The sequence below is a fragment of the Streptomyces sp. NPDC048106 genome, from assembly GCF_040706415.1.
GTDB lineage: Bacteria > Actinomycetota > Actinomycetes > Streptomycetales > Streptomycetaceae > Streptomyces.
This window is the reverse complement of record NZ_JBEZND010000004.1, coordinates 1-18,272: the sequence shown is the minus strand read 5'-3', so window position 1 is coordinate 18,272 and position 18,272 is coordinate 1. Positions and strand designations below refer to the sequence as shown.

The window sequence follows — 18,272 nt, the reverse complement described above, 5'->3', positions numbered from 1 at the left end:
CGCGCCCCTCGCGAGGGGCGTCAGTGGGACGTCTCACACACCGGCCCGGCGTCTCGTCCGCCTCCAACAAGTGCAAAGATGGAGCCCGGCAGGACAGGGCCCCCACCGAAGGGCCGAAGCATCAAGCGGCCGGACACCAGCCGCCCGCCGGTCATCGGAGATCGGCGTAAGGCGCACATGCATGGAGGACGTGACGTGGCGAACGACGCCAGCACCGTTTTCGACCTAGTGATCCTCGGCGGTGGTAGCGGTGGTTACGCCGCGGCCCTGCGCGGGGCGCAGCTGGGCCTGGACGTCGCCCTGATCGAGAAGGACAAGGTCGGCGGCACCTGCCTGCACCGGGGTTGCATCCCCACCAAGGCCCTGCTGCACGCGGGCGAGATCGCCGACCAGGCGCGCGAGAGCGAGCAGTTCGGCGTCAAGGCCACCTTCGAGGGCATCGACGTGCCGGCCGTCCACAAGTACAAGGACGGCGTGATCGCCGGCCTGTACAAGGGCCTGCAGGGTCTGATCGCGTCCCGCAAGGTGACGTACATCGAGGGTGAGGGCCGGCTGTCCTCCCCCACCTCCGTCGATGTGAACGGTCAGCGCGTCCAGGGCCGCCACGTCCTGCTGGCGACCGGCTCCGTGCCGAAGTCGCTGCCGGGCCTGGAGATCGACGGCAACCGGATCATCTCCTCCGACCACGCCCTCGTCCTGGACCGCGTGCCCAAGTCCGCGATCATCCTCGGCGGCGGTGTCATCGGCGTGGAGTTCGCCTCCGCGTGGAAGTCCTTCGGTTCCGACGTGACCGTGATCGAGGGCCTCAAGCACCTCGTCCCGGTCGAGGACGAGAACTCCTCGAAGCTGCTGGAGCGCGCGTTCCGCAAGCGCGGGATCAAGTTCAACCTCGGCACCTTCTTCCAGAAGGCCGAGTACACCCAGGACGGCGTCAAGGTCACCCTCGCCGACGGCAAGGAGTTCGAGGCCGAGGTCCTCCTCGTCGCCGTCGGCCGCGGCCCGGTCTCCCAGGGCCTCGGCTACGAGGAGCAGGGTGTCGCCATGGACCGTGGCTACGTCCTGGTCGACGAGTACATGCGGACCAACGTCCCGACCATCTCCGCCGTCGGCGACCTGGTCCCGACCCTCCAGCTCGCGCACGTCGGCTTCGCCGAGGGCATCCTGGTGGCGGAGCGCCTGGCCGGTCTGAAGGCTGTTCCGATCGACTACGACGGTGTCCCGCGGGTGACGTACTGCCACCCCGAGGTCGCCTCCGTCGGCATCACCGAGGCCAAGGCCAAGGAGATCTACGGCGCGGACAAGGTCGTCGCTCTGAAGTACAACCTGGCGGGCAACGGCAAGAGCAAGATCCTGAACACCTCGGGCGAGATCAAGCTCGTCCAGGTGAAGGACGGTGCCGTGGTCGGCGTCCACATGGTCGGCGACCGCATGGGCGAGCAGGTCGGCGAGGCCCAGCTGATCTACAACTGGGAGGCGCTGCCGGCCGAGGTGGCCCAGCTCATCCACGCCCACCCGACGCAGAACGAGGCGATGGGCGAGGCCCACCTGGCCCTGGCCGGCAAGCCCCTGCACTCCCACGACTGATCCCTCGGTCACGGACGCGACGACACAGACTTCCGCAATTCGTAAGGAGCAACCGAAACCATGGCGGTTTCCGTAACCCTTCCGGCGCTCGGTGAGAGCGTCACCGAGGGCACCGTCACCCGCTGGCTGAAGGCCGAGGGTGAGCGCGTCGAGGCCGACGAGCCGCTGCTCGAGGTCTCGACCGACAAGGTCGACACCGAGATCCCCTCGCCGGCCGCCGGCGTCCTCGCCTCCATCAAGGTCGCCGAGGACGAGACCGTCGAGGTCGGCGCCGAGCTGGCCGTGATCGACGACGGCACCGGCGCCCCCGCCGCCGCCCCGGCCCCCGCCGCCGAGGCCGCTCCGGCCCCGGTGGCCGAGCCCGCCCCGGCGCCGGTCGCCGAGGCCCCCGCCGCCCCGGCCGCCCCCGCCGCCCCGGCCGCCGCCCCCGCCGGTGGCGCCCAGGGCACCGACGTGGTCCTGCCCGCACTCGGCGAGTCCGTCACCGAGGGCACCGTCACCCGCTGGCTGAAGTCGGTCGGCGACTCCGTCGAGGCCGACGAGCCGCTGCTCGAGGTCTCCACGGACAAGGTCGACACCGAGATCCCGGCGCCCGCCTCCGGCGTGCTGCTGGAGATCGTGGTCGCCGAGGACGAGACCGCCGAGGTCGGCGCCAAGCTCGCCGTCATCGGTGCTCCGGGTGCGGCCCCGGCCGCCGCTCCGGCTCCGGCCGCCCCGGCCCCGGCCCCGGTCGCCGAGCCCACCCCGGCTCCGGCCGCCCCCGCGGCCCCGGCTCCCGCCCCGGCCCCCGCTCCGGCTCCGGCCCCCGCCGCTCCGGCGCAGCCCGCCGCCCCGGCTCCGGCGCCCGCCCCGGCTCCGGCCCCGGTCACCCCGGCCACCGCGCCGACCTCCCCGACCGCCACCCAGGCGACGGACGAGGGCGCGTACGTGACCCCGCTGGTGCGCAAGCTCGCCGCCGAGAACGGCGTCGACCTGGCCACCGTCAAGGGCACCGGCGTCGGCGGCCGTATCCGCAAGCAGGACGTCATCGCCGCCGCCGAGGCCGCGAAGGCCCCCGCCCCCGCCGCCGCTCCGGCTCCGGCCGCCGCGGCCGCCGCGGCCGCCCCGGCCGCCAAGAAGGCCCCGGCGCTGGAGGTCTCCCCGCTGCGCGGCCAGACCGTCAAGATGCCCCGCATCCGCAAGGTCATCGGCGACAACATGGTCAAGGCGCTGCACGAGCAGGCCCAGCTGTCGTCGGTCGTCGAGGTCGACGTCACGCGCCTGATGCGGCTGCGCGCCCAGGCGAAGGACTCCTTCGCGGCCCGCGAGGGCGTCAAGCTCTCCCCGATGCCGTTCTTCGTCAAGGCCGCCGCGCAGGCGCTGAAGGCCCACCCGGTCATCAACGCCAAGATCAACGAGGCCGAGGGCACCATCACCTACTTCGACGCCGAGAGCATCGGTATCGCGGTGGACTCCGAGAAGGGCCTGATGACCCCGGTCATCAAGCACGCCGGCGACCTCAACATCGCGGGCATCGCCAAGGCCACGGCGGAGCTGGCGGGCAAGGTCCGCGCCAACAAGATCACCCCGGACGAGCTGTCCGGCGCGACCTTCACCATCTCCAACACCGGTTCGCGCGGCGCCCTGTTCGACACGATCATCGTGCCGCCGGGCCAGGTCGCGATCCTCGGCATCGGTGCCACGGTCAAGCGTCCGGCCGTCATCGAGACCGAGGAGGGCACGGTCATCGGCGTCCGCGACATGACCTACCTGACCCTCTCCTACGACCACCGACTGGTCGACGGCGCCGACGCGGCCCGTTACCTGACGGCGGTCAAGGCGATCCTGGAGGCGGGCGAGTTCGAGGTCGAGCTCGGCCTCTGACCCACGGTCACCAGGAAGTACGGCGCCCCGCCCGGAGTCTCCGGGCGGGGCGCCGCCTTTCGTTCCGGGCCCCGCCGCCGGACCGAACCGCGCCGATAGGCGCTCTTTGCCCAGCTCTACGCCGTGTAAGCCTCGTCTCACCTGCGTGAAAGCACCCCCGCGCGCCCTCCCCGCGGAGCGCACGCGCCGTATCGTCTAAATGTCAGCCCCCGGGAGGAGCCCTCATGACCGCGCCCGTCGTCCACTCGCTGCGCGAGCAGATCCGCGAGCACATCGTGGAGGGGATCGTCAGCGGGCGCTGGCAGCCGGGCGAGCGCATCGTGGAGCGCCGTATCGCCACGGAGCTGGAGGTCAGCCAGACCCCGGTCCGCGAGGCCCTGCGCGAGCTGGAGACCCTGCGGCTGATCGAGTCCGCCCCGAACAAGGGCGTCCGGGTCCGCAACCTCACCGCGGCCGACCTGGAGGAGAGCTACCCGGTCAGGGCCGGCCTGGAGGCCATCGCCGCCGAGCTGGCCGCCGAGGGCCTCGCCACCGACTGCTCGGCCCTGGAGCCGCACGTGCTGGCCCTGTACGAGGCCGACCGCGCCGCCGACGGGACCGCCCAGGTCCGCCACACCGTCGCCTTCCACCGCGAACTGGTGCGCGCCGCCGACAACTCGGTGCTGCTGCACACCTGGGAGGGCCTCGGCATCGAGGTCTTCACCGCCCTGTCGATCCGCTGGCTGGGCACGGTGCAGCAGTCGTACGCCGAGGAGCACGAGGAGCTGGTGCAGGCCTTCAAGCGGCGCGACCCCCGGATCGCGGAGCTGGTGAAGGCCCACGTCCTCGGCTGCGCCCCGCGCGCCTGACCGAGGCCGGCACCGCGACGCACCCGAGCGCACCCCCCGCTCACCTGGGAAATCCCTGATCGAAAGTGGGCACCGGGTGCCCATTTCCAAGGCACCGGGTGCCGACTTTCTTGAAATCGAGAGGTTTTCCCGCTCAACCCTTTGATCGATCATCGATCAGGGAGTTACAGTCGCCGACGGACTTCCACCCGAAGTCCTCTGCCCTGTCCTGCCAAAGACCAAGGGCACCCCGAACCCTTACCGATGAGGGAACCCCCTTCGACTGAGGAAGGCGGCGACATGACCGACCCCCACGCCATCCAGCCGAGCGAGCTCGACCAGCTCCCGGACCGCGACCCTGAGGAGACCGCCGAGTGGCGGGCCTCCCTGGACGCCGTGGCCAGGGAGGCAGGCCCGCATCGTGCCGCGTACCTGATGCGGCGCACGCTGGAGCGCGCCGAGGAGGGCGGCGTCGCGCTGCCGAAGCTGCTGGAGACGGACTACGTCAACAGCATCCCCACCCCCGTCGAGCCCGAGCTGCCCGGCGACCCGGAGATGGAAGCCCGCATCACCGCCTGGAACCGCTGGAACGCGGCCGCGATGGTGACCCGGGGCAGCAAGCACGGCGTCGGCGGCCACATCGCCACCTTCGCCTCCGCCGCCTGGCTGTACGAGACCGGCTTCAACCACTTCTTCAAGGGCAAGGAGGGTGACGGCTCCGGCGACCAGCTCTACATCCAGGGCCACGCCTCCCCCGGCATCTACGCCCGCGCCTTCCTGGACGGCCGCCTCGGCGAGGCGCAGCTCGACAACTTCCGCCAGGAGGCCGGCGGCGACGGCCTGCCGTCGTACCCGCACCCGCGCCGGCTGCCCTGGCTGTGGGAGTTCCCGACCGTCTCCATGGGCCTCGGCCCACTGTCGGCGATCTACCAGGCGCGCTTCAACCGCTACCTCACCAACCGCGGCATCAAGGACGTCTCGTCCTCGCACGTGTGGGCGTTCCTCGGCGACGGCGAGATGGACGAGCCGGAGTCCACGGCGGCCCTCGCGCTCGCCGCCCGTGAGGAGCTGGACAACCTCACCTTCGTCATCAACTGCAACCTGCAGCGCCTGGACGGCCCGGTCCGCGCCAACTTCAAGATCGTGCAGGAGCTGGAGGCCCAGTTCCGGGGCGCCGGCTGGAACGTGGTCAAGACGCTGTGGGGCACCGCCTGGGACGAGCTGTTCGCGCTCGACACCACGGGCGCGCTGGTCCGGCGGCTGCGCCAGGTGCCGGACGCGCAGGTCCAGACGTACCAGACCCGCGACGCCGCCTACATCCGCCAGGACTTCTTCGGCGCCGACCCGGCGCTCGTGGAGATGGCGAAGCTCCTCAGCGACGACAAGATCCTGGAGTGCTTCCACCTCTCGCGCGGCGGTCACGAGGCGCGCAAGGTCTACGCCGCGTACAAGGCGGCCGTCGAGCACAAGGGCGCGCCGACCGTGATCCTGGCCCAGACGGTCAAGGGCCACACCCTGGGCTCCGGCTTCGCGTCGAAGAACGCCAACCACCAGATGAAGAAGCTGACGGTGGACGAGTTCAAGACGATGCGGGACCTGCTCGGCCTGCCGATCAAGGACAGCGACTTCGCCGACGGCGTGGTGCCCTACGGCCACCCGGGCGCCGACTCCCCCGAGGTCCGCTACCTCCAGGAGCGCCGCGCGGCCCTGGGCGGTCTCGCCCCGGCCCGCCGCACGCACCCGCTGGCCCCGCTGCCCGCCCCGGCCGAGAAGGCGTTCGCCTCCTTCGACAAGGGCTCCGGCACGCAGAACGTGGCCACCACGATGGCCTTCGTCCGCCTCGTCAAGGACCTGGTCCGCGACAAGGAGACGGGCAGGCGCTGGGTGCCGATCGTCCCGGACGAGGCGCGCACCTTCGGTATGGAGTCGCTCTTCCCGTCCCTCGGGATCTACTCCCCCAAGGGCCAGACGTACGAGCCGGTCGACCGCGACCAGCTGATGTACTACAAGGAGGCCAAGAACGGCCAGATCCTCAACGAGGGGATCACCGAGGCCGGTTCGATGGCCGACTTCATCGCCGCGTCCACCGCGTACGCCACGCACGGCGAGGCGATGATCCCGTTCTACATCTTCTACTCGATGTTCGGCTGGCAGCGCACCGCCGACCAGATGTGGCAGCTCGGCGACCAGCTCGGCCGCGGCTTCCTCGTCGGCGCGACGGCCGGCCGTACCACGCTGACGGGCGAGGGCCTCCAGCACGCCGACGGCCACTCGCCGGTGATCGCCGCGACCAACCCGGCGGCGCTGTCGTACGACCCCGCGTTCGCCTACGAGATCGCGGTGATCGTCCGTGAGGGCCTGCGCCGGATGTACGGCGAGGCCAGGCCGGGTGAGGACCAGAACGTCTTCTACTACCTCACCGTGTACAACGAGCCGCTGCCGCAGCCGGCCAAGCCGGGCGTCGCCGGGATCGACGAGGGCATCGTCAAGGGCCTGTACCGCTTCAACACCGCGGAGTCCGCGGGCGTGACCGTCCCGGCCAACGCCCCGCGCCTGCAGCTGCTGGGTTCCGGTACGGCGATCCACTGGACGCTCCAGGCGCAGCGCCTGCTGGCCGAGGAGTGGGGGGTCGCGGCCGACGTCTGGTCGGCGACGTCCTGGTCCGAGCTGCGCCGCGACGCGATGGAGGCCGACGCGGCCCTGCTGCGCGGCGAGGAGCGCGTGCCGTTCGTCCGCCAGGCGCTCCAGGGCGCCGAGGGCCCGGTCCTCGCGGTCTCCGACTACATGCGCCAGGTCCCGGACCAGATCGCGCAGTGGGTCGAGCAGGACTGGTCCTCCCTCGGCACCGACGGCTTCGGCATCTCCGACACCCGCCCGGCCGCCCGCCGCCACTTCGGCGTCGACGCCGAGTCCATCGTGGTCGCGGCCCTCGCCCAGCTCGCCAGGCGCGGCGAGGTGAAGGCGACGGCGGTGAAGGAGGCCCGGGAGAAGTACGGCCTGTAGTCACCACGTTTTCCGGGGAAGGGGTACGGCTGCTCGCCGTACCCCTTCTTCGTCGGTGCTCCCCGGCATGATGGCCCCATGCGTGCGGCGCGGCTCATCAAGATGGTTCTGCTTCTCCAGGCGCGGGCGTCCATGACCGCCGGCGAACTCGCGCGGGAGCTGGAGGTGTCGGAGCGGACGGTGACGCGGGACGCGCAGGCGCTGTCGGAGGCGGGGGTGCCGGTGTACGCGGACCGGGGGCGGGCCGGTGGGTACCGGCTGGTCGGGGGGTACCGGACGCGGCTGACGGGGCTCGGGCGCAGCGAGGCCGAGGCGCTGTTCCTCAGCGGGGTGCCGGGGGCGCTGCGGGAGATGGGGCTCGCGGACGCGGCGTCGGCGGCGCGGCTGAAGGTGTCGGCGGCGCTGGTGCCCGCCCTGAAGGACGCTCCGCGCACGGCGGCCCAGCGCTTCCACCTGGACGCGCCCGGCTGGTTCCACGCGCCCGTGACCCCCGCGCTGCTGCCCGCGCTCGCCGAGGCGGTGTGGGACGACCTGTGCGTCACGGCCCGCTACCGGCGCGGCGACGGCGAGGTGGAGCGGCTCCTCGAACCGTACGGGCTGGTGCTGAAGGCGGGCGCCTGGTACCTGTGCGCCCGGGTGCCGGACCCTGGGGTCTTCCGTACCTACCGCGTCGAGCGGTTCACCGCCGTCGCCGCCCGGGACACCCGTTTCCACCGCGACGAGGACTTCGACCTGGCCGCCTACTGGGCCGGTCAGGCCGAGCGGTTCGCGCGCTCGCTGCTGCGCGCCGAGGCCGTCGTACGGCTGTCGCCGGAGGGTGTCCGCAGGCTGCCGGACGCCGTCGACGCCCCGGCCGCCCGGGAGGGCCTGGCGGGTGCCGGGGAGCCGGACGGGGCGGGGTGGGTGACGGTGACGCTGCCGGTGGAGTCGGAGGAGGTGGCGTACGCCCAGCTGACCGGGCTCGGCCCGGAGGTGGAGGTGCTGGCGCCGCAGGGCCTGCGCGAGCGGTTCGTGCGGGACGCGGCGCGGCTCGCGGCGCTGTACCGGGGGGCGTGAGGCCGCCGCCGTCCGCCGTACCCCCGCGTGCGCCCCGCCGGGCGAGGCCCGATGCTGGAGCGGTGATGGACGAGACGGAGTTCTGGGAACTGGTCGACACCACACGCGCGGCCGCCTCGGGCGATCCCGAGGACCAGGCCGAGCTGCTGGTGGACCGGCTCACCCAGCTGGACCCGGAGCAGGTCCTGGACTTCGCCCGTCACTTCGAGGCCCGCTACAACCGCGCCTACCGCTGGGACCTGTGGGCCGCCGCCTGGGTGCTGCTGGACGGGGCCGGCGACGACGCGTTCGACTTCTTCCGGTGCTGGCTGATCGGCCAGGGCCGGGAGGTGTTCGAGGGCGCCCTGCACGAGCCGGACGCGCTCGCGGAGCTGCTGGGCGACTTCGACGAGGAGGTCGACGGCGACGGCGAGGAGCTGGGGTACGCGGCCGACGAGGCGTACGAGCAGCTCACCGGCACCGTGGCGGCCGACCTCGGCATCCCGCCGGCGCCCGCGGAACCGGCGGGCACCCCGGTCGACCTGGAGGACGAGGAGTCGCTCGCGCGGCTCTGTCCCCGGCTCTGGGCGCGTTTCAGGGGCTGAGCGGCGGTTGTGCCGCGGGCGGTGCCGGGGCGGTCGCCCGGCCCTGCAGCCGGGCCGCCGTCCGTCTGATCTCGGGCAGCCGGGCGGTGAGGGCCGCGCCGGGGCAGGTGGTCATGAAGCCGTCGTTGTGACCGGCGACGGCGGGCAGCGTGACGGTGGTGCCCGCGCGGAAGCGGCTGAGCCCGTTGCTGGAGACCAGCCGCACCCGCTCGCGCGGATCGACGCCGGCGAGACCCAGCTTCCAGGCGGCGAGGGCCGCGACGGCGTCGGTCATGGCGCGTGGCACCGGCACGCCCGCGGTGAAGGTGCCGATCGCGGCGATCCCGGCGGTGCGGTGGTTGAAGCCCTGCGCGTGGGCGCCGGTGACGGCCCTGTCGACGCCGCCCGCCCGGCCCTCGTAGATCGTGCCGCAGCGGTCGACGAGGAAGTTGTAGCCGATGTCGTCCCACTGCCGCGCGCCGGTCTGGCCGGCGTAGAGGCGGCGGATGATCTCGGGGGTGTCCGCGCACGCGTAGTCGTTGGGCGAGTCGGTGTGGTGCACGAAGACCGCGATCACCTTGTCGTCGTAGCGCGGCGGCGGCTGGGTGTGCGCGGTCGTGGCGTCCAGCCAGGCGGAGCGCGGCACGATCAGCGGCCGGCCCGCGAGGTGGGTGCTCCCGGTCCCCGGCGCGGCGGAGCGCAGGTCGAGCGCGGCGGGCCGGTCGAGCGGGATCCGCGCGGGACGCGCCACGCCCCGCGCGTACAGGGCGAGCGCGAGGACGGCCATCAGGCCGGGCAGGGAGCCCAGCAGCACCAGCAGCAGGCCGCGCGGCCGGGCTGTTCGCACGACGGACATGGCTCCACTCTCGAAGCGGTCACCGCTGCCCGCGATGTGCGCTGTGCCACCTGGCGGAACCATCGTCCCGGTGTGGGACGTTTCCGCGGTTGGGGCCTTTCGGGCACACGTGGCCGGTTCGCGCTCGGCGGCCGATCATGTACCTGTGACCGTTCAGCGGGCCCGACCCGCCCGTGTGAGGGGTCCGAGAGAAAGGCGGCTCCGTGGACCTGCTCGACCTGCTGCTGGTACTGGTGATCCTCCTGTACGCCGCGTCCGGTTACCGGCGCGGCCTGGTGGCCGGGTGTGTCTCGCTGGCCGGGTTCGTCGGCGGCGCGGTCGTCGGCGTGTGGGCGCTGCCGTGGGTGACCGGCCAGGTGGCCCGGGGTACGGCGACGGCGACGGTGCTCGCGGTGCTGACGGTGCTGGTGCCCGCCGCGGTGGGCCACGAGCTGGCGGGACGGCTCGCGCTGCGGCTGCGCGGCGGCCTGGACCGGGGCCCGCTGCGGGTGCTGGACGGGGTCGGGGGCGCGGCGGCCAACGCGGTCGCGGTGCTGATCGTGGCCTGGGTCGCGGCGAGCGTGCTCAGCGCCGCCCCGTCGCCCGCGCTGACCACGGCGATCCGGGACTCCTCGCTGCTCGGTGCCGTGCAGCGGGCGATGCCGGAGACCACGCCCGCCTGGTTCTCGCGGGCCACCTCGGCGCTGACGGACGCGGGGTTCCCGCAGGTCTTCAACCCGTTCGAGAACGAGTCGACGGCGCAGGTGCCGCGGCCCACCGGCGACAGCGTCACGGTGGCCGCGACGAACGCCGCCAAGGCGAGCACGGTCAAGATCGAGGGTGTCTCGGGCGGCGAGGGCCGGGAGGGCAGCGGGTTCGTGTTCGCGCCGGGGCGGGTGATGACCAACGCGCACGTGGTGGCGGGCATCGTCCGGCCGACCGTGCGGGTGGGCGGGGTCGGTCCCGTGTATCCGGCGCGGGTGGTGCTCTTCGACCCCGACCGGGACGTGGCGGTGCTGTACGTGCCGGGGCTCGACGCGCCGGTGCTGCGCTTCGACACCGGTGCCTCGCGCGGGGACTCGGCGGTGGTGGCGGGCTATCCGCAGGACGGCAGCCTGAACCTCCAGGCGGCGACCGTGGGGAACCTGGTGCGGGCTACGGGGCAGAACATCTACAGCGACGGCGCGGTCACCCGGGAGATCTACTCGATCCGCTCCATGGTCCGGCCGGGCAACTCCGGCGGCCCGCTGCTGACGACGGACGGCCGGGTGTTCGGGGTGGTGTTCGCCCGCTCCACCTCGGACGCCGAGACGGGGTACGTGCTGACGGCTTCCGAGGTGGCGGAGGACGCCCGGCGGGCGGCCACGGCGACGGCGGCGGTGGACACGGGCGCGCTGGTGGGCTGACCGGGCGTTACAGGAGGCGGCCCATGCAGACGTCGTCGACGTAGGCGCCGTCGAGGAAGAACTCCCCGGGCAGGACGCCCTCCACGGCGAAGCCCTCGGTCTCGTAGAGCTTCCTGGCCGGGGTGTTGTGGCCGAGCACGCGCAGGGTCAGGCGGCGTGCGCCGCGCGCGCGGGCCTCGGCCACGGCGGCCCGGATCAGCGCCCGCCCGAGTCCGAGACCGCGGGCCTCCTCGGCGACCACGAAGCCCTGGATCGTGAGCACGTGCGCGTGCGCGGGCAGCGGGATCATGCGGGCGAGGCGGACGTAGCCGACGAGGCGCCCGGCCAGCTCGGCGACGAGGAAGTCCTGGGCGGGATGACGCTCGTCGAAGAAGGGCGGGTACGGCGGCTCGGGGCGGGGCGTGACCGCGTGCAGGGTGGACCAGGTGGCCCGGTCGAGGTGGGCGAGTGCCTCCTCGTCGGCGGGCGTGGCGGTGCGTATGTACGGCTCGGGCATGCTGATCACCCTAAGGCGGCCGATGCACGCCTTCCCACCGGGTTTCCCTGTCCGCACTCCGGGCGCGCGCGGGCGCTTCACGGTGGCGCGCGGGGCGCCCTGCGGCGTGCGGAACGGATGTGACCGTATGCGACCTCCATGCGACCGTGCTCTGTCCATGCGCGACTCCTTACGACCGATCACGGCCCTGATACTCGACGCGAAGTCGGGTATCCCTGAAGCCGGTCGGGGGCACAACGTCTCCACCGGCCGCGCAACCACAGGAGGGGCCTCGTGCTTGAGCCCGCGAACCAGGTGGACGTCGTCATCGTGGGAGCCGGAATCGCCGGACTCTCGGCGGCCCACCGGCTCACCAGCGCAGGAGTAACGACCGCAGTCCTGGAGGCCGCCTCCTTTGTGGGCGGCCGCATGGCGACGGAGAAGGTCGACGGTTTCCGGCTCGACCGTGTCGGGCAACTGCTGTCCACGTCGTATCCCGAACTCCGGCTGACGCCGGGGCTGGACTCCCTGCCCCTGCGGACCTTCGCGCCGGGCGTGCTGCTGCACCACGACGGGCGCACCCACCGGGCGGGCGCGCCGGCGAGCGGAGGAAGCGCGAGGGGCGCACTCCATGCGGTGCGCGCCCTGGCAAGCGCCCCTAGGGGGGCGGCGGCGCCGCCCGGCCGGGGTGGTGGCGCGCCGGTGGGCGGTGCGATGGACCAGGCGCGCCTGGGCGCGGCGCTGAACCGGATCGCCGCGACACCGGTCGAACGGCTGCTCGCCCGCCCGGAACTGCCCGCCGCCCAGGCCCTCGCGGCCCGGGGCGTGCCGGCCCGCACGGTCGAGGGGTTCCTGCGCCCGCTGCTCGCCGCGCTGCTGTGCGACCCGGGGCTGACGACCTCCAGCAGGTGCGCCGACCTGGCGCTGCGCGCGTTCGCCCGGGGACGGCTGTGCGTGCCGGAAGGTGGCGCGGACGTGCTGCCGGAGCTGCTGGCCCGGGCGCTGCCGCCCGGAACCGTGCACACCGGGGTGCGGGCCACCTCGGTCTCCACGACCTCCGTGACCACCGCCGAGCACGGGGAGATCCGCTGCCGCGCGGTGCTGCTGGCGACCGACGCGCGCGCGGCGGCGGAGCTGCTGCCAGGGCTCAGGGTGCCGGAGTTCCACCCGGTGACGGTGGTCCACCACACGACGGACGAGCCCGCGGCGGCGTTCTCCACCGGCGCCTCGCTGCTGCTGGACGCGGACCGGGGCGGGCCGGTGGCGCACACCTCGGTGCTCAGCAACGTGGACCCGAGCCGGGCGCCGGCCGGGCGGGTGCTGATCTCCTCGACGGTCCTCGGCACCCCGCCGCAGGGCGTGGACACCGCGGTCCGCATCCACCTCTCGCGCCTCTACGGCACGTCCACGCGCCGCTGGGAGACGCTGGCCGTGCACCACACCCCGGAGGCGGTCCCGGTGATGCGTCCCCCGCACGACCTGCGCCGCCCGGTGCGCCTCCTGGCCGGCCTCTACGTCTGCGGCGACCACCGCGGCACCAGCACGGTCCAGGGCGCCCTGCACTCCGCCCACCGCGCCACCCGGGCCCTGCTGGCGGACCTGGGCGCGGCGGGCTCCCTGAACAGCGCGGAGCCGGCGCCCACGCTGCCGACGGCGGCCTGAACCACGACGGCGCGGCCCTCGGGCGTGTTTCGAAAGTCCCGTCTACGCCGCTTTCGAAACACGCCCTGCGCCCCCGCTCAGCCCAGGGCCGCCGCCTTCTCGTGGTACGTCCGGGCCGGCGCGGCGTCCTTGTAGGGCTCCAGGCGGCGTTCGAAGTCGCGGATGTACTCGACGGCCCGGGCGCTGCGCATGTCGGCGGCCTGGGCCGCGGCCTCGGCCGCCAGCACGCAGGCCTGGTCGAGCTCGCCGAGGCCGAGACGGGCCGTGGCGAGGACGACCCGGCAGAACAGCCGGCTGCGGGCGTACGCCGGGGCACGCAGTTGCAGGGACCGCTCGGCGTGCTGGGCGGACGCGCGGAACTGCTGGAGATCCCGGTGGCAGTGCCCCAGCTCGTCCGCGAGCTGCGCCTCGTCGAAGAACCGGGCCCAGTGCGGCACGTCGTCCCCGGGCCGCGCCGCCTCCAGCGCCCGCTCGGCCCGCACCAGCGCGGCCGTGCACGCCCGCACCTCCCCCAGCAGGGCGTGCGCCCGCGCCTCCACCGCGTGCAGCAGCGACTGCACGGCCGGCGGCCCCCCGGTGCCGATGCCCTGCTGGGCGACCCGCGCGAGCTGCACCGCCTCCCTGCCGTGCCCGAGGTAGACGGCCTGCCGGCTCATGGTGACCAGCACGAACGAGCCGTACGGCCGGTCCCCCGCCGCCTGCGCGAGCCGCAGCGCCTGCACGAAGTACCGCTGGGCCAGCCCGTGCGCGGCGATGTCGTACGACGTCCAGCCCGCGAGCCGGGTCAGGTCGGCGGCGGCCGCGAACAGCCGGCGGCCGGTGTGCTCGTCGTAGCTCCCGCGCAGCATCGGCTCGCACTCGTGCTCCAGGTAGCGCACCAGCGCCTGCCGGGCGTGCCCGCCGCCGAACCGGTCGTCCAGGGTGCGGAACAGCTCCGCCACCGAGCGCAGCGCGGCGATGTCGCCCGCGCCGACCCGGTGCCCGGGGACGCGCTCCTGGGGGCCGCGCACCCGCGGCCGCCCGGCAAGTGTCCGCAGCGCGCCGGGCCGTCCCTGCGCGGGCACCCGGGGCGCCGGTTCCCGGGCCACCCGGTCGTCGGGCTTGCCGATCAGCCAGTCCCGGCTGGGCACGACGAGCCCCGCCGGGGTGAACGCGATCTTGCGCAGCTCGGCGTGGCTGCCGGAGTCCTTGCGCCACAGCCCGCTGACGATGTCCACGGCCTCCTCCGGGGTGGCCGCGAACTCCAGCCCGGCGTACACCGGCGCGCACGCGTCCAGGCCGAGATCCTGCGCCGTGAGCCGGCGCCCGAGGCGGCGGGTGAACACCTCGGCGATCAGCGCGGGGGTCGTGCCCCGCGGCTGCTGACCGCGCAGCCAGCGGGTGACGGATGTCTTGTCGTATCTGAGATCCAGCCCGTGTTCGAGGCCGAGCTGGTCGACGCGCCGGGCCAGACCCGCGTTGGAGAACCCCGCCTCTGCGATGAGCGCGGCGAGCTGGCGGTTGGGGGTGCGCTGCGCGGGTCGGTCGGTCATCGGTGGTGCGGTCTCCTGCCTCCGGGCCTCGTTGTGCCGGGATTGCCTGTGAGCAGCCCTTTTGGCCTCATGAACGGCGCGAATGTAGCGGAGAGTGAGCACCCGCTCGGGTGGTTCGGCCTTCATTCATCCGATCGTGTGAGGATCGCCCGCCCGGCTGACGTGCCGCCGGCGGACGTACAGTGGCGTGGGCGCGTTACGTGCCTGACATCGCGAGGGAGGCGCTTGCCGTGAGTGAGTTGCGGTTCGTCCGCATGGGGTTCGGCGCGGATGCCGTCGACTACCAGGAGGCCTGGGACGAGCAGCGCCGGGTGCACGCCGCCCGGTTCGCCGACGAGATCCCGGACACCGTGCTGCTGCTGGAGCACCCCCCGGTGTACACGGCGGGCCGGCGCACGGAGGACAGCGAACGGCCGCTGGACGGCACACCGGTGATCGACGTGGACCGCGGCGGGAAGATCACCTGGCACGGTCCGGGCCAGCTGGTCGGCTACCCGATCCAGAAGCTCCCGCGTCCGGTGGACGTGGTGGCGCACGTACGGCGCCTCGAAGAGGCCCTGATCCGCACGTGCGCGGAGTTCGGCCTGGAGACCACCCGCGTCGAGGGGCGCAGCGGGGTCTGGGTGCTCGGCGACCCCGTCGAGCAGCGGCCCGCGCTCGGCGGCCTCTCCCTCGACTTCGACCCCCGGCTGACCGACGACGAGTTCGACGCCCGGCTCAACGGCCCCGAGTACGCCCCCTCCAACGCCGGTCAGCGCCGCGAGGACCGCAAGATCGCCCAGATCGGCATCCGGGTGGCCAAGGGCGTCACCATGCACGGCTTCTCGTTCAACGTCGAGCCCGACATGAAGTGGTTCGACCGCATCATCCCGTGCGGCATCCGCGACGCGGGCGTGGCCTCGCTGGCGAACGAGCTGGGCCGGGACGTCTCCATCGCGGAGGTGCTGCCCGTCGTCGAGAAGCATCTCCGGGAGGTCCTGGAGAACGCCGACCCGAGGCCGCGGCCGGTCGAGAAGGCGACGGCGTAGGGCTTCGCTCGACGGGGCGGGGCTCCGGCGCGGCCGTCGGCGGCCGTTCGGCGGGCCGGCCTCCCCCGGGATCCGCCCCGCCCCCACCCGAGCCGGGCCGCAAATCCACGGGCGTACCCTTGGGGACGCCGAAGAATCAAAGCTGAGGGAGCCGGTCGTGTCCGCAGTCGCACCCGACGGACGCAAATTGCTGCGCCTGGAGGTCCGCAACAGCCAGACCCCCATCGAGCGCAAGCCCGAGTGGATCAAGACCCGGGCGAAAATGGGCCCCGAGTACACCAAGATGCAGAACCTCGTGAAAAGCGAGGGCCTGCACACGGTCTGCCAGGAAGCCGGCTGCCCGAACATCTACGAGTGCTGGGAGGACCGCGAGGCCACCTTCCTCATCGGCGGCGACCAGTGCACCCGCCGCTGCGACTTCTGCCAGATCGACACGGGCAAGCCCGAGGCCCTGGACCGCGACGAACCCCGCCGCGTGGGCGAGTCCGTCGTCACGATGGACCTCAACTACGCCACCATCACCGGCGTCGCCCGCGACGACCTGGCGGACGGCGGTGCCTGGCTGTACGCCGAGACCGTGCGCCAGATCCACCAGCAGACCGCGCAGCGCGCGAGCGGCCGTACCAAGGTCGAACTCCTCGCCCCCGACTTCAACGCGGTCCCCGAGCAGCTGGCCGAGGTCTTCGCGTCCCGCCCCGAGGTCTTCGCGCACAACGTCGAGACCGTGCCCCGGATCTTCAAGCGGATCCGCCCCGGCTTCCGCTACGAGCGCTCCCTGAAGGTCATCACCGAGGCCCGCGACTACGGCCTGGTCACCAAGTCCAACCTGATCCTCGGCATGGGCGAGACCCGCGAGGAGATCAGCGAGGCGCTCCGGCAGCTGCACGAGGCCGGCTGCGAGCTGATCACCATCACCCAGTACCTGCGCCCCTCCCTGCGCCACCACCCCGTCGAGCGCTGGGTGAAGCCGCAGGAGTTCGTGGAGCTGAAGGAGGAGGCCGAGCAGATCGGCTTCTCCGGCGTGATGTCCGGCCCGCTGGTGCGCTCCTCGTACCGCGCCGGCCGCCTGTATCAGATGGCGATCGAGAAGCGGGGCAGCTTCGTCGCCGGCCAGGCGGTGTGAGCACCCGCGCCTCCCGGGTGTGTGAATTCGCGCACAAGTAATTACCGGCCAGTAGAAGCCGGTGCGACGCGGTCCTGACCGTCCTCCCTGATGAGGGCCCCGGTCAGGGCCGCGTCGGCGTTCACGGCCTCCACGACCCGGCTTCATCGGTGTTTGACCGGTGGGACATGCCCTGGTAACACCGATGAGTGACCCTCGTATCACGCCTCGTAGACCACCCGCTCGCAGGGGGTATCCCGACCATGCAGGCCCCGCCGGTACGCGCCACCGCCATTCCCTCCCTCACCGCCGCCCTCCGCGCCGTCGAGTCGCTGCTGATGAGCGGCGGCCAGCGCACCGCCCGCCGCAACGCCTGGACCTCCGTGCTGGAGGACCGCCGCCGGGCCAGGGACCGGGTGGAGGCGCAGCGCTTCCTGGAGCGGCCCGCGGAGCGCCCGTAGGCCTCGTCCCGTACGGCCCCTCCCCCCCGCGGGCACTGCCGTCGTCCGCGCTTCGCGGGCCACGTAGACTTCGTGGCATGGCGAGGAAGGAAACCGCGGCGGACGCCGCGAATGCCGGGCGACTGAAGCAGATCGCCCTCACGTACCAGATGACCCGCAAGGTCGACACCAAGATCGGCCTTGTGCTCGCGGCCGTCGGCCTCGGCACGCTCGCGGTGTTCCTCGTGATCGGCTTCTTGCTGGGCCACCCGGTGTACCTGGGCATCTTCGGTCTGCTGGTCGGTCTGCTGGGGGCGGCGGTCGTGTTCGGCCGCCGGGCCGAGCGGGCCGCCTTCGGCCAGATGGAGGGCCAGCCGGGCGCCGCCGCGGCGGTGCTGGACAACGTCGGCCGGGGCTGGACCACCACCCCCGCGGTGGCGATGAACCGCAGCCAGGACGTGGTGCACCGCGCGGTCGGCAAGGCCGGCATCGTGCTGGTCGCCGAGGGCAACCCGAACCGGGTGAAGAGCCTGCTGGCCGCCGAGAAGAAGAAGATGAACCGCATCGTCGCCGACGTGCCGGTGCACGACATCATCGTGGGCGACGGCGAGGGCCAGGTCGAGCTGAAGAAGCTGCGCACCACCATGCTGAAGTTCCCGCGCGTGCTCACCGGCCCCCAGGTGACGACCACCAACGACCGGCTGCGCGCGCTCGGCGACCTGATGAGCAACATGCCGGTGCCGAAGGGCCCGATGCCCAAGGGCATGCGGATGCCGAAGGGCGGCCAGCGCGGCCGCTAGGCCCACGACGCAGTACGACGAGGTCCACCGTCTCCCGCTCCGACGTCCTGGCGATCTGCCTGCTGGCCGCGTTCGTGGTGCTGGTCACGCTGGGCC

General features: G+C 73.1%; 15 protein-coding genes. 12 read left to right on the top strand and 3 right to left on the bottom strand.

The window, feature by feature from the left end:
• Positions 1-195 precede the first annotated feature (195 nt).
• From lpdA to AB0927_RS04745, 6 genes are all read left to right on the top strand, one after another.
• Entirely contained in the window at positions 196-1,584 is a 1,389-nt protein-coding gene (gene lpdA, locus AB0927_RS04770) for a dihydrolipoyl dehydrogenase (protein WP_365194090.1), read from the top strand.
• Between the two features lie 60 nt (positions 1,585-1,644).
• Positions 1,645-3,447, top strand: coding sequence for a 2-oxoglutarate dehydrogenase, E2 component, dihydrolipoamide succinyltransferase (sucB, locus tag AB0927_RS04765; protein ID WP_366666079.1), 1,803 nt, complete (start codon positions 1,645-1,647; stop codon positions 3,445-3,447).
• Between the two features lie 224 nt (positions 3,448-3,671).
• Positions 3,672-4,295 (top strand): GntR family transcriptional regulator, encoded by a 624-nt coding sequence (locus AB0927_RS04760; protein WP_366666078.1) that lies wholly within the window; start codon positions 3,672-3,674, stop codon positions 4,293-4,295.
• A 279-nt stretch (positions 4,296-4,574) separates the two neighbouring features.
• Positions 4,575-7,277, top strand: a complete 2,703-nt coding sequence (gene aceE, locus AB0927_RS04755; protein ID WP_366666077.1) for a pyruvate dehydrogenase (acetyl-transferring), homodimeric type — start codon at positions 4,575-4,577, stop codon at positions 7,275-7,277.
• A gap of 78 nt (positions 7,278-7,355) precedes the next feature.
• The gene (locus AB0927_RS04750; protein WP_366666076.1) at positions 7,356-8,333 is read left to right on the top strand and encodes a WYL domain-containing protein; all 978 of its coding nucleotides are present in this window, start codon (positions 7,356-7,358) and stop codon (positions 8,331-8,333) included.
• A 62-nt stretch (positions 8,334-8,395) separates the two neighbouring features.
• A complete protein-coding gene (locus tag AB0927_RS04745) occupies positions 8,396-8,917 on the top strand; it encodes a DUF4240 domain-containing protein (protein ID WP_366666075.1) in 522 nt (173 codons plus the stop codon).
• On the opposite strand, the gene AB0927_RS04740 is transcribed toward AB0927_RS04745, so the two are convergent.
• A complete protein-coding gene (locus AB0927_RS04740; protein WP_366666074.1) occupies positions 8,907-9,752 on the bottom strand; it encodes a peptidoglycan recognition protein in 846 nt (281 codons plus the stop codon). The two genes, AB0927_RS04745 and AB0927_RS04740, sit on opposite strands and share 11 nt — an antisense overlap.
• 203 nt (positions 9,753-9,955) lie before the next feature.
• Between AB0927_RS04740 and AB0927_RS04735 the strand changes: the two genes are divergently transcribed.
• Entirely contained in the window at positions 9,956-11,137 is a 1,182-nt protein-coding gene (locus AB0927_RS04735; RefSeq protein WP_366666073.1) for a MarP family serine protease, read from the top strand.
• A gap of 7 nt (positions 11,138-11,144) precedes the next feature.
• Here the strand turns inward: AB0927_RS04735 and AB0927_RS04730 are convergent, their stop codons facing one another.
• Positions 11,145-11,633 carry a GNAT family N-acetyltransferase gene (locus tag AB0927_RS04730; protein WP_366666071.1) on the bottom strand — a complete coding sequence of 163 codons (489 nt, stop codon included), beginning with the start codon at positions 11,631-11,633 and terminating at the stop codon, positions 11,145-11,147.
• 273 nt (positions 11,634-11,906) lie between these two features.
• On the opposite strand from AB0927_RS04730, the gene AB0927_RS04725 reads away from it, so the two are divergent.
• Positions 11,907-13,274 carry an NAD(P)/FAD-dependent oxidoreductase gene (locus AB0927_RS04725; protein ID WP_366666070.1) on the top strand — a complete coding sequence of 456 codons (1,368 nt, stop codon included), beginning with the start codon at positions 11,907-11,909 and terminating at the stop codon, positions 13,272-13,274.
• 77 nt (positions 13,275-13,351) lie between these two features.
• Here AB0927_RS04725 and AB0927_RS04720 read toward each other — a convergent pair whose 3' ends face one another.
• On the bottom strand, positions 13,352-14,806 hold the full coding sequence (locus tag AB0927_RS04720) for a regulator (RefSeq protein WP_366666069.1): 1,455 nt from the start codon (positions 14,804-14,806) through the stop codon (positions 13,352-13,354).
• Positions 14,807-15,036: 230 nt separating this feature from the next.
• On the opposite strand from AB0927_RS04720, the gene lipB reads away from it, so the two are divergent.
• The 4 genes from lipB to AB0927_RS04700 all read left to right on the top strand — a co-directional run bounded on the left by lipB (position 15,037) and on the right by AB0927_RS04700 (position 18,176).
• Positions 15,037-15,834, top strand: a complete 798-nt coding sequence (gene lipB, locus AB0927_RS04715; protein ID WP_366666068.1) for a lipoyl(octanoyl) transferase LipB — start codon at positions 15,037-15,039, stop codon at positions 15,832-15,834.
• Between the two features lie 157 nt (positions 15,835-15,991).
• The gene (gene lipA, locus AB0927_RS04710) at positions 15,992-16,957 is read left to right on the top strand and encodes a lipoyl synthase (protein ID WP_366666067.1); all 966 of its coding nucleotides are present in this window, start codon (positions 15,992-15,994) and stop codon (positions 16,955-16,957) included.
• 242 nt (positions 16,958-17,199) lie between these two features.
• The gene (locus tag AB0927_RS04705) at positions 17,200-17,397 is read left to right on the top strand and encodes a hypothetical protein (RefSeq protein WP_366666066.1); all 198 of its coding nucleotides are present in this window, start codon (positions 17,200-17,202) and stop codon (positions 17,395-17,397) included.
• 77 nt (positions 17,398-17,474) lie between these two features.
• Positions 17,475-18,176, top strand: a complete 702-nt coding sequence (locus AB0927_RS04700; RefSeq protein ID WP_366666065.1) for a DUF4191 domain-containing protein — start codon at positions 17,475-17,477, stop codon at positions 18,174-18,176.
• The last annotated feature ends 96 nt before the right edge of the window (positions 18,177-18,272 follow it).